Below are 15,672 nucleotides of genomic sequence, written 5' to 3' on the forward strand. Positions count from 1 at the left end.
GCACGCCCTGGCGGGCCGCCGATGAACCACGCCGCGCCCGGCCCGCTCGCCCTCATCGCCTGGGCCCAGGCCCTGGACTGGCTGTTGCTGCTCGCCGTGCTGCCGGTACTCCTGCTGCTGTTCCGCCGCATGCGCGCGCTGTTCGCGCGTGTCGCCCCGGTCGGCGCGCTGATGACCGCGGTCGGCCCTGCGCCCGGCCAGCGCCTGCCGGCCCGCCTGGCCCGCGCCATGGACGGCGCGCCGCTGATGGTCGGCGGCACCCGCTCCGACGGCATGCGCTCGCTGCTGCTCTTCGTATCCGGCACCTGCCCGATTTCGCGCAAGATCCTGCCGATCGCCCAGGATTTCACCCGCCGCGAATCGATCGACCTGGTCTGCCTCGGCGACGACACCGACGCCATGCAGCATGACCTGATCGCCCGTTTCGCGCTGTCCCCCGGGCGCTTCGTCAACGATCCCGAAATCGGCCGCCTGCTCGGGGTGGACAAGCTGCCCTTCGCCCTGCTGCTCGACGCCTCGGGCCTGATCGTGGCCAAGGGGCTGGTCAACACCCGCGAACATCTCGAAAGTCTCGTCGTGGCCGGCGAAACCGGCCATGTCTCCGTGCAATCCTACCTCAACGCCCGGCCCCGCGCGGCATGACGCCGCCCGCCCGGGGCCATGACGCCGCACGCGTGCAGCCAGGAGTGTAAGCCAATGCCGGTCTCTTTCCTCGACACGCTGGGTGAAACCGTCACCCGCCGCCTGGCCGCCCGTTCCTCGCGCCGCGGCGTTCTGGGGCGCATGGGTGCCGTCATGGCCACGGCCCCCGCCTTCCCCCTGCTGCCCGTCAGCCGGGCCCAGGCCGAATCCGCGCCCCCGCCCGCGCCCGTCCTCACCGATTTCGAACGCCGCGCCCAATCCACCGACCCCGCCAAATGTACCTATTGGCGCCATTGCGCCATCGACGGCATCCTGTGCGGCTGCTGCGGCGGCGGGGTGCATACCTGCCCGCCCGGCACCCAGCCCTCGCCGGTGTCCTGGATCGGCACCTGCCGCAATCCCGACGACGGGCGTTCCTACGTCATCGCCTATCGCGATTGCTGCGGCCGCAATATCTGCGCCGCCCCCAAGGCGTGCGACTGCAACACCGCCGACCGCGAAATGCCCATCTACCGCCCGCAGGCCAGCAACGACATCATCTGGTGCTTCGGCACGGCCTCGACCGCCTATCATTGCTCCACCGCCGCCATCATCGGCCAGGCCAGTTGAAGCAGGGCAGGGGGCGCATCCCGCCCCCGGGATCTTCCATGCGGTCGCGCGTCCGTCTCTCCACCCTCCTGCTGGCCGTCCTCGCCGCCGCCGCGCCGCCGCGCGGCCTCGCGCAGGCTTCCACGCCCCTCACGCCCGCCGCCATCCCGGTGGTCCCGGCGGTGCAGGCCCACTACCTCATCGGCTGCGGCGGCTGCCACGGCATCCAGGGTCGCTCCGGCCGCCAGGCGGTGCCCGACCTCGCCGGCCAGGTCGGCTATTTCCTCTGCACGCCCCAGGGGCGCGACTATCTGCTCCGCCTGCCCAACGTCGCCTTCGCCAACCTGCCGGCGCCGGACCTCGCGCGGATGATGAATTTCGTCGTCTTCACCTTCGGCGGCACCAGCGTCCCCGCCCACACCCGCCCCTACACGGCGGACGAGGTCGCGGCCGCCCGCGCCCGCCCCCTGCGTGTGGCCGACTTGCACGGCTACCGCGCCGCCCTGGTCCAGGCGGTGGTCCAGGCATGCCCCGCCGCCGCCGGGCTGCAGGAGTACGACACCGCCCAGGCCGCGCGCTCACGCCAGTGAACGCACTTTTCCCCGCCAGCGACAGGACATCCAGCGACAGGGCATGATGCACCACCCCAGCCACCCCATCCCGACCCGCTTCCGGGCCCATGCCCGGGCGTCCCTCTGCGCGGCAGCCGCACGCGCCGCCGCCTGCACGGCTCCGGCATGACCGGCGCGTCCGTCCTGCTGCCGCTCGGCGCCGCGCTGCTCGCCGGCGCCATCGGCATGCTCTATCTCGCCGCCGGCCTCGCCAAGCTGCGCCGGCATGACGATTTCCTCACCACGCTCGCCGCCTACCGGCTGCTGCCCGACGCGCTGCTCGCCCCGGCCGCCTGGGGGCTCGGCGCCGTCGAAACCGCGCTGGGCGCCGCCCTGCTCACCGGCCTCGGCGCCCGCCCGGCCGCCTGCATGGGCGCGCTGCTCTTCGTGGTCTTCGCCGCCGCCATGGCGGTCAACGTCCTGCGCGGCCGCACCGATCTCTCCTGCGGCTGCCTGCCCGGCATGGCCGGCGCCCGCCTCGGCTGGGGCGCGGTGCTGCGCACGCTCGCCCTCGTGCCGCCGGCCCTGCTGCCCGCCCTGGCCGGCCTGCCCGCGGCCCCCCTGCTGCGCCTCCAGGCGCTGGCGGCGGGCGCCTGCCTGCTGGCCCTGTCGCTGGCCGTCTCCGCCCTGTATTCCGCCGGCCCCAAGGACCAGTCCGCATGATCGCCGCCCTGATCGTCTCGCAACTCCTGCTGTTTGCGGCCCTCGCTTCCCTCATCCTCGTGGTGCTCGCCCTCGCGCGGCAGATCGGCGTCCTGCACGAACGCATCGCCCCCATCGGCCCGCAACAGGCCCATACGGGGCTCGAACCCGGCCAGGCCATCCCCCGCATCACCATGCGCACCCTCGCGGGGCAGCCCTTCCCGCTGGGCGAGGCCCTGCCCCCCGGCACGGTGCAGATGCTGCTCTTCGTCGCCCCCGACTGCCCGGTCTGCAAACGCGTCCTGCCCATCGCGCTCGATGTCGCCCGCGACCGGGGCCTCACCCCCATCCTGGTCGGCGACGGCGCCGCGCCCGAACTGGACGCCATGCGCGACCGCATGAGCCTGGCCGCCATCCCCTTCGTCACGGGGGTCGAACTCGGCCTCGTCCTGCAGATCAACCGCCTTCCCACCCTCGTGCTGCTCGATTCCAACGGCACCATCCTGGCCAAGGACGTCGTCAACACCCGCCGCCAGGTCGAAACCCTCATCCCCCCCACCGCCGGCCGCGCCATCCCCCTCCCGGCCGCCGAATAGCCACCCCGGCATGCACCTCGGCTCGGACCTCGCTTTTCAAGGTCCGCCGCAGGCTCGGCACAGTTGCCCGCACGGACTCTCGATGATGTCACGACCACAATGCGGACATGCCAGCCGGACGCCTTTCGCTCCGCCGGCCGGCGTCCGCACGGGCGTAATGGCTGGCCCGGCTATTCCACCCATTTCAGGAAACGGGCCGGGCGAATGGACGCCAGATAATCGCCCACGCCGCCGTGCGATGCCGCGCTGTCGCGCGAGGCGGTGATGACCATGACCTTGCCCTGAAGATTCCAGACCGGCAGCAAGCCCACGCCGCCTTCCGCCTGCGGCACGCGGCTGTCGGCTGAATTGTCGCGATTGTCGCCCATCACGAACAAATGGCCGGCCGGGATCGTGATCTCCGCCATATCGTCCAGCGGCGTGCCGTCCGGTGTTTTCAGCAGCAGGTGACGCGTGCCGCCGGGCAACGTTTCGGTGAAACGCTCGGCCAGGGCAATGCTGCCGTCGGACAGTTCCTCACGCGCCGGTCCTTCGTCCCTCCAGGGCAGTTCACGGCCGTTGAGCCATACCCGCCCGCCGCAAAGGCCGATCCAGTCGCCGGGCAGCCCGATCACACGCTTGACGAAGGTGATGTCGGGCCGGGCCGGGCTGCGGAACACGACGACGTCGCCACGCAGCGGCAGGCGCTGAAACAGTCGTCCGCCCCGCGGCAGGCGGTTGCCGAACGGCAGGTTGGCGGTGCTGATGCCATAGGCCAACGGCTGCGCCACCAAATAATCCCCGATCAGCAATGTCGGCTGCATGGACCCCGATGGCACGATATAGGGCGTTGCGAGCGCGACGCGGCTGAGGAGTATCAGGCCGGTGAAGATACCCCAGCTTCGGACCCATCTGAACGTCTCACGCGTTGGACGTATGTTTTGCCGCCGAAACAAGGAGCGCAGGAAGTTTGGTCGGGCCCGGAAATGACGCATGGTGAGTCCTTCTGGAAGCTGGGAGCGATCCCGGCGGATTGGGCGTTGTTTTGGGTGACTATGTGTGACTGCGCTCTTGCTTCGGCCTTTTCAGGCTGGCCGCACGCCTGCTCTTGGAGAGGCAGGGCGGCGGGTTCATGTTGTAAATGATATTAGTCATGCCGATTGTCACAGTTGTGCGGCGCAGCGGGACTGAAGCTGGATCAGCCGGTCGATGTGGACCGGCGAACATCGACCCTGCGGCAGGTCAGGCGTACAGATCGACGCCCTGGTCGACGCCGCCCTGTCCCGATCCGGAAGACGTGTTCGGCGTACCAGTGGTGGTTTGGGACAGGATATCGCCCTGCGCGTCGGTGACGGTCGTCGTCAGCGTGCCGTCGCCGTTCATGCTCGTCGTCGTCGTCGTGGCCGTGCTGGACGAAGAGGAGGACGAAGAGGACGAGCCGCTCGGCGACGCCGTACAGGCTGTCGAGCGCGCCGCTGCCGAGGCCGGAAATGGATGAGGACATCTGACAAATTCCCATGCAATGTCGGGGCGGATCGGCGGGGCCGGCCGCCCCGGACCGACTGCACGCCGATCCGGGCGAGACGGGATTCATGGCATAGGCAGAGCGGCCCGCCATGACCGGATCACCGGCAGTGCCGTCATCTCTTCAGGCTGCACATCAATCGATCCGGACACTACGACCCGGGGACAGCAGGGACAAGGGCACCGCCGCCGACGATGTGAAACGGAATGTTACGCCACACGATTCGGTCGCCGTCCTGCCAAACCGGACGCCAAAGTTGCCCTCACCCCCGCTTCCTGCCATGCAGGCGCCATGACCAAGGAGCAGGATTTCGAGATCTTCCTGGCCGCCGCCCCGGGCCTGGAAGACGTGCTGTGCGGCGAGGTACGGCTCAAGGGCTTCAAGCAACCCCGGGCCGTGCCCGGCGGCGTCGTCATCCGGGGCGGCTGGCCGGAGGTCTGGCGCGCCAATCTGTGGGTCCGCGGCGCCGGCCGCGTCCTGGCGCGGATCGAATCCTTCCCCGTCACCCACCTCGCGCAGCTCGACCGCCGCGCCCGCCGCGTGCCCTGGGCCGAAATCCTCCGCCCCGACATCCCCTTCCGGGTCGAGGCCTCCTGCGCCGGTTCGCGCATCTATCACGCCGGCGCGGCGGCCGAGCGGATCGAAACCGCCATCCGCGAAACTCTCGGCGCCCCCCACGCGCCGGATGCCGGCATCCTGGTGCGCGCGCGCATCGAACAGGATCTCTGCACCATCAGCGTCGACACCTCGGGCGACCTGCTGCACCGGCGCGGACACAAGCAGGCCGTCAACCGCGCGCCCCTCCGTGAGACCATGGCGTCGCTCTTCCTGCTGCAATGCGGCTATAACGGTGCCGAACCGGTGCTCGATCCCATGTGCGGTTCCGGCACCTTCGTCATCGAGGCCGCGGAAATCGCCTCCCGCCTCAATCCCGGCCGCTCCCGTCATTTCGCCTTCGAACAGCTCGCCACCTTCGACGCCGAGGCCTGGCAGCGCATGCGCGACGTGAAAAGCGCACGCATGCCTGCCGCCCGCTTCTACGGCAGCGACCGCGACGCCGGCGCCATCGTCATGAGCCAGGCCAACGCCGAACGCGCCGGCATCGCCGCCTGCACCGAATTCCGCGTCGCCACCATCAGCGACCTCGCCCCGCCCGCCGGCCCGCCCGGCCTCGTCATCGCCAACCCGCCCTACGGTACCCGCATCGGCGACAAACAGACCCTGGCGCCCCTCTATCGCACCCTCGGGCAGACCCTGTTGCGCCGCTTTGCCGGCTGGCGGGTCGGCATCGTCACCAGCGAACCCTCCCTGGCCTACGCCACCGGACTGCCCTTCCTGCCCACCACCGCGCCGGTCCCGCATGGCGGGCTGCGCGTGTCCCTGTTCCGGACCGCGCCGCTGTAACCGCCCAGGGCGCTACCCAGGGCGCTACCCAGGGCGCTGCCCCGGCCCCCGCCGAAGGCCGGCGGCCTTCGAAAACCGGTTCTGGTTACGCCCGCGCCAGCAAGGCCTGTTCCAGAATCCCCATCCCCTCGTCGATCAGCGCGTCCGACGCGGTCAGCGGCACCAGAATGCGCACCGTCTCGCCCTGCACCCCGCAGGACAGCACGATCAGCCCCAGCTCCGCCGCCCGGCTGCAGATCGCGGCGGCGCCGCCCGCGCGCACCGCGCCGTCCGGCTCCTCCAGGATATCGAACCCGATCATCGCCCCCGGCCCGCGCGGCGCGCCGAACGCCACCAGGTCCGCCCGGCCGCGCCACGCCTCCAGCGTTGCGCGAAGGCGCGCGCCGATCGCGCGGGCCCGCTCCACCAGCCCTTCTTCCTCAATCACGTCCAGCACCGCCAGCGCGGCGGCGCAGGCGACCGGCGCCCCGGCATAGGTGCCGCCCAGCCCTCCGGGCCCGACCGCATCCATGATCGCCGCCCGCCCGATCACCCCCGACAGCGGAAATCCCCCGCCCAGCGACTTCGCGACACAGACCAGGTCCGGCGTCACCCCCGACAAGGCGATGCCGAACAGGCTCCCCGTCCGGGCGAAGCCCGTCTGCACCTCGTCGGCAATCAGCACGATCCCATGTCTGTCGCAGACCGCGCGCAGGGCCCGCAGCAATTCGGGCGGCGCCACGCGGAACCCGCCCTCGCCCTGCACCGGTTCGATGATGATGGCGGCCACCTGCTCCGGCGGGATGTCGGCGGCAAAGACCAGCTCCAGCGCCCGCAGACTGTCCGCCACGCTGATCCCGCCGGCAGGGAAGGGGACATGGAAGATCCCCGCCGGCATGGTGCCGAACGGCGCCTTGTACGGCGTCACCTTGCCGGTCAGGGCCGAGGCCAGCAGCGTGCGCCCATGAAACCCGCCGGCAAAGGCGATCACCCCGCTCCGCCCGGTGGCCGCCCGGGCGATCTTCACCGCGTTCTCGGTCGCCTCGGCGCCGGTGGAAAACAGGATGGTCTTGGCCGGGCCGGGAAAGGGCGCCAGCGCGTTCAGCCGTTCGGCCAGCGCGATATAGGGCTCATAGGGCGCCACCTGAAACGCGGTATGGGTATACAGCGCCATCTGCCGCTGCACCGCATCCATCACCTTGGGATGCCGATGCCCGACATTCAGCACCGCGATCCCGCCCGCGAAATCGATGAAGCGCCGGCCCTCCACATCCCACAGCTCGGTATTCTCCGCCTTCGCGGCATGAATCGCCGTGGCGCTCGCCACGCCGCGCGGCACGGCGGCCGCGCGCCGGGCCAGAAGATCGGAATTGCTCGGTGCCATCGCTCTTAATCCCTGCAAGACGAGCCGCCACGCGGCCGGACTGCCCGGCTTCTACGTCCTGTCGCGCCGGCGCGGGAGACGCCGAGTAGGCGACACTGGTGACGTCCGGTCACCATCCTCCACCGGACCGCCCGCCGCGAACCGCGCAACCCGCACGCCCGATATGTGCCCAATATGCGAATGACGAAATCGAATCCCTGCTGATGCAGAAAACGAACGACGAGGAACCGGCCTTCCGCGGCCGCGCCGGGACCCGGTTCCGGATCGTCTGTCACGAGAATTTGTTCCGGAATCTGCGACCTTACCATCTTGTAAACGTGTACCGTTTCAAAACAACATGTCGGCGAATGCCGGGGCAGCACCTCAGGGGCGACACCGGCAACCGTAAGACCAAGACGCACAAGCCGCTTTCCAAATCCCCGTCACGCAACCCCCTACGCCGCAACCAGCAAGACGACCTCCCGTTTGATGCACCCGGTGTCCGGCACCGGTCTTCTCTTCGACGATGTCCTGACGACCCAAGAACAATAATCTCACCGTCCGGCGGCTCCCGGCCGTCCGGATATTCAGCCCCCTCGCGATACCGCAAGACCCACAGGCATGATGTTCACCAGATCGCTCGCCCTTCTGGCGCGCTACGCGTTGATCGCGTCGGCGTTGCTGGGTTTTTTCGCCGGCCGTCCCGCCCACGCGCAATATCGCGGCCCGATCTCCGCCACCGCCCCGACCTTCTCGCTCGACACGCCCACCGCCTATGAAAACACGCCCTTCACGCCGCCGGTCGAGCACATGTACCAGCCCTGGGCCAACCTGGTGAAGGACCTGAACCGGCGGGGCATCGGCATCGTCATCGATTATACCAGCGAAAGCGCGCTCGCCCTGGATGGCGGCAATGCCGGCGACGCCGGATACGCCCATCAGATCGGCGTCGAACTCGACCTGGATTGGAGCAAGCTGGTCGGCTGGCGCGGCTTTACGACCCATGCGGTGGCGGTCAACCGCGCCGGTCACAACATGGCCGCCGATTTCGGCGACCGGTCCCTGAACGGGTTTCAGGAAATCTATGGCGGCGGCGGCAATGTCGGCGTCCACCTGGTCTATGTCTACGGCACGCAGGATCTGTGGGGCGGACGGCTGCAGATCGCGGCGGGCAAGATGCCGGTCAATATCGATTTCTCCGCCTCGCCTTTGTTCTGTACCTTCATGAACAAATCGATGTGCGGCAACCCGAAATCCCTGACCCGCGGCGACCCGGGCTACGGCACCTATCCCGGTTCGACCTACGGCACGCGCTTTCGCCTCTGGCCCATGCACGGCATGTATGTTCAGGCGGGCCTGTACGGCGTCAATCCGGACCTCAATACCAACAGGTATGACCGCACCGGCTTCAATTTCAGCACCAATCGCTATACGGGCATCTATGTCCCGGTCGAATTCGGGCTGATTCCCACCTTCGGGCCGCACAACCTGGTCGGGCACTACAAATTCGGAGTCGCCTATGACGACGCGAACTATGCCGACAATTATCTCGACATCTACAACAACCCCGCCCCCCTGACCAGAAAGCCCTTCCGCACCGACAACGGCAAGACCCAGATCTGGGTCGAGGGCGACCAGATGCTGGTCCGCAACGGACACGGCCCGCTGAACGGGCTCTATGTCATGGCCGGCCTGGTCCGCAACGATCCCAGGACCAGCGCCTATCTGTACCAGTTCTACGGCGCGCTGGTCGACCGGGGCATATTCCACTCCCGTCCGCAGGACACGTTCGGCATCGAACTGTCACGCACCACCGCCAGCCCCGACCTCGTCGCCGCCCAGCGGATCGATTACGCGCTGGGCAGAAAACTGCCCGGCAACACCACCTATCCGCAAAGCCACCTGACGGTGCTCGAAGTCACCTATAGTTTTCACGTCGCACGCGGCCTGTCCATGCAGCCGGACTACCAGCGCATCATGCGCCCCAACCTGCAACGCAACAAACCGGCAATCGACGCGATCGGCCTCAAGGTGCACGCGGTATTCTAATTCCGGATTTCAAGTCTAGAAGCCCAGCCCCAGGACTCTCGTCCCATGACTCTGGTCCCAGGACTCCGGCCGCGCCGCCACCGCCACGGGCCCGCGGGCCCGTGGCGTCCCGCCCTCAGAACGAGCGGATGCGGCTGCGCGGCGGCCGCGGCCCGCGCGGCCCCTGGCCCTGACCTTGGTCCTGGCTCTGCGTCCCGTCGCCGCGCCCGCGCGGTCCCTGTTCCTTCAGGGCCGGCGCGGCCGCCAGTTCGGCCTCCAATTGCCGGATCCGCTTCTGCACGCTCTCGCGCAGGGTCGGGGCGGTGTGCGACTTCATCGCCGCCAACGTCTCGCGCAGGTCACGCAACTGCTTCTGCTTTTCCGCGTGCGTGCGCCGGATCGGCTGGTTGTCGGACATCTGGCCGTGGAATGCGCGCATGATGGTCGTCCATTCAATCAGTAAGTCGTTAGTGAGTAAAATCGGTAAAAAACAAACAACGTTCGGCTAGCACACGGGGCCGGGGCCCGAATTGTCACGGATCAAGGCGCGGACTCATCTCCCGGCCGGCACATGGCGCCGTCCGCGATCGGATGCCCCCCTGCGTCTATAACGCGTCTATAAGGGGACGTGCCTGTCCGGCGTTCCACACGCCCATGCCCCAGAGCGCCTATGTCCCAGACCACGCCCTCCGGACGGCGCGGTCCAGGCTGTGCCGCTCAGACCGCGTTCTGTTTCAGGATGGCGCCCAGCGCGTCGACCAGGATCCCGCACTCCGTGTCGGTCCCGACCGTGATGCGCAGCCACGCCGCGATCCTGGGGGTCCTGAAATGCCGCACGATGATCGACCGCTCCCGCAGGGCAGCGGCCAGAAAGGCGGCATCACGATCAGGATGGCGGACAAACACGAAATTCGCCTGCGAAGGCAGAACCTCGAACCCCAGGTCCCTCAGGCCGGATGTCAGCCTGATACGTGATTGTATGATCTTTCCCGTGGTCCGTGCAAGCCATTCCCGGTCCGCGATCGCCGCCGCCGCCCCCGCCTGCGCCAGCCGGTCCAGCGGATAGGAATTGAAACTGTCCTTCACCCGGTTCAGCGCCTCGACCAGTTCGGCCTGGCCGATCGCATAGCCCACGCGCAACCCCGCCAGCGCGTGCGATTTCGACAGGGTGCGGATCACCAGCAGGTTCGGAAAATGCCGCACCAGCGGGATCGCGCTGTCCGCGCCGAAATCGACATAGGCTTCGTCGATCACCACCACCCGGTCCGGATGCGCCCGCAGCAGCGTCTCGATCCGCCCCAGCCCCAGCGCGATGCCGGTGGGCGCGTTCGGGTTCGGCAGCACGATCCCCGCGCACGGGCGCAGATAATCCGCCACCTCGATCCGCATCGCGTCGTCCAGCGGCACCGGTTCGTGCGCAATGCCGTACAGCCCGCAATAGACCGGATAGAAACTATACGTGATGTCCGGCGTCAGCAGCGGCCCCTCATGCTGCAGCAGCGCATGGAACGCATGGGCCAGCACCTCGTCCGACCCGTTGCCGACGAAGATCTGGTCCATCTCCACGCCATGGGCCCGGGCGATCGCGGCGCGCAGCCCCTCCGACGTCGGATCCGAATACAGCCGCAGCGTGTCGTCGGTGGCCGCCCGAATCGCCTCCAGCGCCCCCGGCGGCGGCCCATAGGGCGATTCGTTGGTGTTCAACTTGATCAGGTTCGTCAGTTTCGGCTGCTCGCCCGGCACATAGGGCGTCAGCTTATGGACGACGGGGCTCCAGAAACGGCTCATGTCAGATTCCGCGGCTCAAACGACCGCTCCTTACTAGAATATCCCGCCCCCCGGCGAAACAGACCAGGGCGAAGCAAACGCACACGAAACAGACCCGGACGAAACAGACCCGGACGAAACAGACCCGGACGCAACAGACCCGGAAACGGGCCCGGACGCAACGGGCCCGGGGCGGATCAGGCCCGGGCGATCAGGCGGGCCGCCGCCGCGGCATCAGCGCCACGATGGCGGCCTGCCCCTGGCGTTCGGCGATGCTCCGCGCGCTGTTGCCCTCGCCGTCGCGCCGGTCCGGATCGGCTCCGCATTCCAGCAGATAGGCCACCATCGGCGTGCGGTTGAACATGGTGGCGAACATCAGCGGCGTCCGTCCCACCAGGTTCGGCGCGTCGATCTCCGCCCCGGCCGCCACCAGCCGCCGCGCCACCGCCACTTCGCCCTTGAAGGCCACGCCGGCCAGCGCCGTCGCCCCCTTGTCGTCGCGCAGATCCACCTGGGCCCCGCCCTCCAGCAGGCATGACACGGTCTCCAGATGGCTGTTGTACGCCGCCAGGATCAGCGCCGGATAACCGCGCCCATCCCGGATGTCCGGGTCCATCCCCGCCTGCAGGAACTGCGCCACCAGGTCGGCCTGCCCGTCGCGCGCCGCGTCCAGAAAAAGCTGGGCAATCTCCTCCGGGCTGTAGCGCGGCGTCTCGCCGGGCGGCGGGGCAGGGGACGTATCGCTCGGAGACGTATTGCTCGGGGGCGTATCGTTCGGGGGGGCATCGTTCATCGTAACCTCACCAGGGACCATGCCGGGCGGCTGGTCCCGCCGGCTCTTCCTACACCGACCCTACAACCTGCGGCGCCGCGGCGCGAGGCACCTCCCGCGCGGCGGCGAAATCGCGGCATTCCCCATGGCCCAGCGTCACGAACCGCCCGGGCTCCAGCCCCTCGGCGGCGCAGGCGGCGGCCAGCCGGCTCAGCGGCTCGCCGATCGGCTCGTCCGTCAGGCGGAACGTGCCGAAATGCATCCCCACCGCCTGCCGCGCCTCCAGCGCGCGAAACGCCGCCACCGCCTCCTCGGGCGTGGTATGGACGTCCGCCATCAGAAAGCGCGGCTCGTACGCGCCGACCGGCAGCAGCGCGATGTCCGGCGCGCCCAGCCGCGCGCGGATGCGCCCCCAATGGCGCCCATGCGCGCTGTCCCCGGCGAAGAAGATCGCCGGCGCCTGCGCCGCCCCCGGCGACGCGGGCCGGATGTCGAACCCGCCCCACAATGCGCGATCGCGGTCGAAGGGCGTGCGGGCCGATCCGTGCCGCGCAGGCGTGCAGGTCACGCGCAGCCCCCGGACCGCACTCTCCTCCCACCAGTCGCACTCGATGACGTCGCGCAACCCGGCCTTGCGCAGATGTCGCGCATTGCCCACCGGGGTCATCACCCGCGGCGCGTCCCGTTCGGCGAAGAAGGCCAGGCTCGGCAGGTCCATATGGTCGTAATGGCAGTGCGAGACCAGGATCAGATCCACCCGCGGCAGCGCCGCCATGCTGCGCCCGGGCGGCCGCACCCGCCGCGGCCCGGCCCAGCGCACCGGCGAACAGCGCGCCGAGAACACCGGATCGGTCAGGATCGTCACATGCGACCCGTCGCCCGCCGGGACCCGCAGCAGAAAGCTGCTATGCCCGATGAAGGTGATCCGCGCATGCCCCGCTTCGGGCGCGGCGTGCGGGTCGCCCGCCGGCGCCGGGTTCTCCAGCCGGTCGGGCCAGCCGCTCGGCCGCCCGCGCCGCGCCCATTGCCAGCGCAGGATCGACAGCAGCCCGATCCGCGGCAACGCCCGCTCCGGCGCCCCGTCCGGCATCAGGTCGGCGGGGTTGAAGAACCGGCGCCCGTCGCAATGATCCGATATGGGCAGATTCGATGCGGGCAGATCCGATGTGGGTAGATCCGACATGGGCAAACTGGCAGGCGGCATCCGGGAACCTCCCAAGGCACCGCCCACTATGCGCGCGCCCGGCTGGCGCGTAAACGCGCGCCGCCGCGCGGCCGTCTCCCGCGGCGCGCCGTATCGGCCACCCGCGCGCGGGTTCGCCCGGTCGAGCACTCGTGAAGATCGGGGGCTGGAATCCCACGCCTACCCGGCCTCTAATGCGCGCGAGACACGAGTTTGGTGCCGCCAGGTGGCTTGCCCCCGGTGGGACGTCATGAGATTGTGCGGCGAAAATTCATCCGGCCCAGGCGGCCTATGCCGCGGCCGGATGACAAAAAAATGACGATCAGGGTCCCCTCGCGGGGCAATTCCCCTTCCTCGGCGCCGAAGCATGCCCGCGTGTGCGGGGATGAACCGCGCGCGGCGCAAGGGACCGTGGGACATGGCCCTGGTCGGCTTGAAGACGGGGCAACAAAATGGAGAAGGCGGCTTAATGCGTTCCATACACACCCAGCCAGTTCGGGCCTTTGAAGGCGGGGCGGCGGGTCCGTCCGCCCAGGACCTGCTGTGCATCAACACCATCCGCACCCTTTCGATGGACGGCGTCCAGAAGGCGAATTCCGGCCATCCGGGCACGCCGATGGCCATGGCCGCCCCGGCCTACGCGCTGTGGCAGAACGTCCTGAATTACGATCCGGCCGATCCGCTGTGGCCCAATCGCGACCGCTTCGTGCTGTCGATCGGCCACGCCTCGATGCTGATCTACTCGCTGATCTACCTGGCCGGCGTCCGCGACGTGAAGCACGGCACCGTGCTCGACGCCCCGTCCCTGACCCTGGAGGACCTCAAGCAGTTCCGCCAGCTCGACTCGCGCACCCCGGGCCACCCGGAATATCACCACACCGCCGGCGTCGAAACCACGACCGGTCCGCTGGGCCAGGGCTGCGGCAACTCGGTCGGTATGGCGATCGCCGAAAAATGGCTGGCCAACCGCTTCAACAAGCCGGGCTTTCCGCTGTTCGACTATCATGTCTACACCTTCTGCGGTGACGGCGACATGATGGAAGGCGTGGCCAGCGAGGCCGCGTCCACCGCCGGCCACCTGCGCCTGGGCAACCTGACCTGGGTGTACGACAGCAACCGCATCTCGATCGAAGGCTCGACCGACATCGCCTTCACCGAAAACGTGCAGAAGCGGTTCGAGGGCTATGGCTGGCACGTGCTCGAGGTCAAGGACGCCAACGACCTGCCGGCCTTCCAGGCCGCGCTGGCCGATGCCAAGGCCGAGACCGGCCGTCCGACGCTGATCATCGTGCATTCCGTCATCGGCTGGGGCGCGCCCAAGAAGGCCGGTACCGCCGCCGCCCACGGCGAACCCCTGGGGGGCGAGGAAATCCGCGGCGCCAAGAAGGCCTATGGCTGGCCCGAGGACCAGAGCTTCTTCGTCCCCGACGGCGTGCTGGACTATTTCCAGCAGGGCCTGGGCGCGCGCGGCGCCGCCGCCTCCAAGGCGTGGAAGGACCTGTACGCCGCCTACGCCAAGGAATATCCCGAACTGGCGGCCGAACTGGCCGACATCCTGTCCGGCACGCTGCCGGCCGGCTGGGACAAGGACATCCCGGTCTATGAGGCGAATCCCAAGGGCATCGCCACGCGCCAGAGCTCGGGCGAGGTCCTGAACGCGATCGCCCCGAACTTCCCCTGGCTGATCGGCGGCTCGGCCGACCTGTCGCCCTCGACCAAGACCAACCTCACCTTCCAGGGCGCCGGCTCCTTCCAGCCGCCCGAATGGAACGGCTCCTATGGCGGGCGCAACCTGCATTTTGGCGTGCGCGAACACGCGATGGGCTCGATCTGCAACGGCATCTCGCTGGCCGGCATCCGCGCTTATTGCTCGGGCTTCCTGATCTTCTCCGATTACATGAAGCCGCCGATCCGCCTGTCGGCGCTGATGAACCAGCCGGTCATCTACATCTTCACGCACGACTCGATCGGCGTGGGCGAGGACGGGCCGACCCACCAGCCGATCGAGCAACTGGCGCAGCTCCGCGCCACCCCCGGCGTCACCACGATCCGTCCCGGCGACGCGAACGAGGTCGCCGAGGCATGGCGCACCATCCTGCCGATGACCGGGCGTCCGTCGGTGCTGATCCTCAGCCGCCAGAACCTGCCCACCCTCGACCGCACGGTCTACGCGCCGGCCTCCGGCCTGGCCAAGGGCGCCTATGTGCTGGCCGATAGCGACGGCACGCCCGACGTCATCCTGATGGCCACCGGCAGCGAGGTCTCCCTCGTGGTCCAGGCCTATGAGACGCTGAAGGCCGAAGGCGTGAAGGTCCGCGTGGTCTCCATGCCGTCCTGGGACCTGTTCGAGGCCCAGCCCAAGGCGTATCGCGACAGCGTCCTGCCCCCGTCCGTCACCGGCCGCGTCGCGGTCGAAATGGCCGCGCCGATGGGCTGGGACCGCTATGTCGGCCTCACCGGCGCCATCATCGCCATGCATGGTTTCGGCGCCTCGGCCCCCGCCGGCGAATTGCTGAAGAAATTCGGCTTCACCGTCGACGCCGTGCTGGCCGAGGCCCGCAAGCAGGCGGCCAAGGCGTGATGTCCGGCCGGG

At 69.0% G+C, this 15,672-nt stretch carries 15 protein-coding genes; 8 read left to right on the forward strand and 7 right to left on the reverse strand.

Annotated features, from left to right (window positions below):
* Positions 1-21 precede the first annotated feature (21 nt).
* The 5 genes from AAC691_RS16660 to AAC691_RS16680 all read left to right on the forward strand — a co-directional run bounded on the left by AAC691_RS16660 (position 22) and on the right by AAC691_RS16680 (position 3,079).
* Positions 22-642, forward strand: coding sequence for a methylamine utilization protein MauD (locus AAC691_RS16660; protein WP_342627721.1), 621 nt, complete (start codon positions 22-24; stop codon positions 640-642).
* A 54-nt stretch (positions 643-696) separates the two neighbouring features.
* Positions 697-1,251, forward strand: coding sequence for a methylamine dehydrogenase light chain (locus AAC691_RS16665; RefSeq protein ID WP_323992980.1), 555 nt, complete (start codon positions 697-699; stop codon positions 1,249-1,251).
* Between the two features lie 38 nt (positions 1,252-1,289).
* Entirely contained in the window at positions 1,290-1,820 is a 531-nt protein-coding gene (locus tag AAC691_RS16670; RefSeq protein ID WP_342627722.1) for a hypothetical protein, read from the forward strand.
* A 147-nt stretch (positions 1,821-1,967) separates the two neighbouring features.
* Positions 1,968-2,504 (forward strand): MauE/DoxX family redox-associated membrane protein, encoded by a 537-nt coding sequence (locus AAC691_RS16675; RefSeq protein ID WP_342627723.1) that lies wholly within the window; start codon positions 1,968-1,970, stop codon positions 2,502-2,504.
* Positions 2,501-3,079 carry a thioredoxin-like domain-containing protein gene (locus tag AAC691_RS16680; RefSeq protein WP_342627724.1) on the forward strand — a complete coding sequence of 193 codons (579 nt, stop codon included), beginning with the start codon at positions 2,501-2,503 and terminating at the stop codon, positions 3,077-3,079. Before AAC691_RS16675 ends, AAC691_RS16680 begins: the two co-directional genes overlap by 4 nt.
* A 170-nt stretch (positions 3,080-3,249) precedes the next feature.
* Here the strand turns inward: AAC691_RS16680 and lepB are convergent, their stop codons facing one another.
* Entirely contained in the window at positions 3,250-4,014 is a 765-nt protein-coding gene (gene lepB, locus AAC691_RS16685; protein ID WP_342630254.1) for a signal peptidase I, read from the reverse strand.
* A 286-nt stretch (positions 4,015-4,300) separates the two neighbouring features.
* Positions 4,301-4,441: a hypothetical protein gene (locus AAC691_RS16690; RefSeq protein WP_342627725.1), complete on the reverse strand. Its 141-nt coding sequence runs from the start codon at positions 4,439-4,441 to the stop codon at positions 4,301-4,303.
* Between the two features lie 433 nt (positions 4,442-4,874).
* Between AAC691_RS16690 and AAC691_RS16695 the strand changes: the two genes are divergently transcribed.
* Positions 4,875-5,987: a class I SAM-dependent RNA methyltransferase gene (locus AAC691_RS16695; RefSeq protein ID WP_342627726.1), complete on the forward strand. Its 1,113-nt coding sequence runs from the start codon at positions 4,875-4,877 to the stop codon at positions 5,985-5,987.
* Positions 5,988-6,072: 85 nt separating this feature from the next.
* Here the strand turns inward: AAC691_RS16695 and gabT are convergent, their stop codons facing one another.
* Positions 6,073-7,350 (reverse strand): 4-aminobutyrate--2-oxoglutarate transaminase, encoded by a 1,278-nt coding sequence (gabT, locus tag AAC691_RS16700; protein ID WP_342627727.1) that lies wholly within the window; start codon positions 7,348-7,350, stop codon positions 6,073-6,075.
* Between the two features lie 600 nt (positions 7,351-7,950).
* Between gabT and AAC691_RS16705 the strand changes: the two genes are divergently transcribed.
* Positions 7,951-9,378, forward strand: a complete 1,428-nt coding sequence (locus AAC691_RS16705) for a carbohydrate porin (RefSeq protein ID WP_342627728.1) — start codon at positions 7,951-7,953, stop codon at positions 9,376-9,378.
* A 115-nt stretch (positions 9,379-9,493) separates the two neighbouring features.
* Here AAC691_RS16705 and AAC691_RS16710 read toward each other — a convergent pair whose 3' ends face one another.
* From AAC691_RS16710 to AAC691_RS16725, 4 genes are all read right to left on the reverse strand, one after another.
* Positions 9,494-9,796, reverse strand: a complete 303-nt coding sequence (locus AAC691_RS16710; protein WP_342627729.1) for a hypothetical protein — start codon at positions 9,794-9,796, stop codon at positions 9,494-9,496.
* Positions 9,797-10,074: 278 nt separating this feature from the next.
* On the reverse strand, positions 10,075-11,145 hold the full coding sequence (gene hisC / locus AAC691_RS16715; RefSeq protein ID WP_176640966.1) for a histidinol-phosphate transaminase: 1,071 nt from the start codon (positions 11,143-11,145) through the stop codon (positions 10,075-10,077).
* Between the two features lie 190 nt (positions 11,146-11,335).
* The gene (locus AAC691_RS16720) at positions 11,336-11,917 is read right to left on the reverse strand and encodes an ankyrin repeat domain-containing protein (RefSeq protein WP_342627730.1); all 582 of its coding nucleotides are present in this window, start codon (positions 11,915-11,917) and stop codon (positions 11,336-11,338) included.
* A gap of 49 nt (positions 11,918-11,966) precedes the next feature.
* A complete protein-coding gene (locus AAC691_RS16725) occupies positions 11,967-13,079 on the reverse strand; it encodes an MBL fold metallo-hydrolase (RefSeq protein ID WP_342627731.1) in 1,113 nt (370 codons plus the stop codon).
* Between the two features lie 469 nt (positions 13,080-13,548).
* Between AAC691_RS16725 and tkt the strand changes: the two genes are divergently transcribed.
* A complete protein-coding gene (gene tkt, locus AAC691_RS16730; protein WP_342627732.1) occupies positions 13,549-15,660 on the forward strand; it encodes a transketolase in 2,112 nt (703 codons plus the stop codon).
* Positions 15,661-15,672 lie beyond the last annotated feature (12 nt).

Origin of the sequence: Nguyenibacter vanlangensis (assembly GCF_038719015.1) — a bacterium.
Lineage (GTDB): Bacteria > Pseudomonadota > Alphaproteobacteria > Acetobacterales > Acetobacteraceae > Gluconacetobacter > Gluconacetobacter vanlangensis.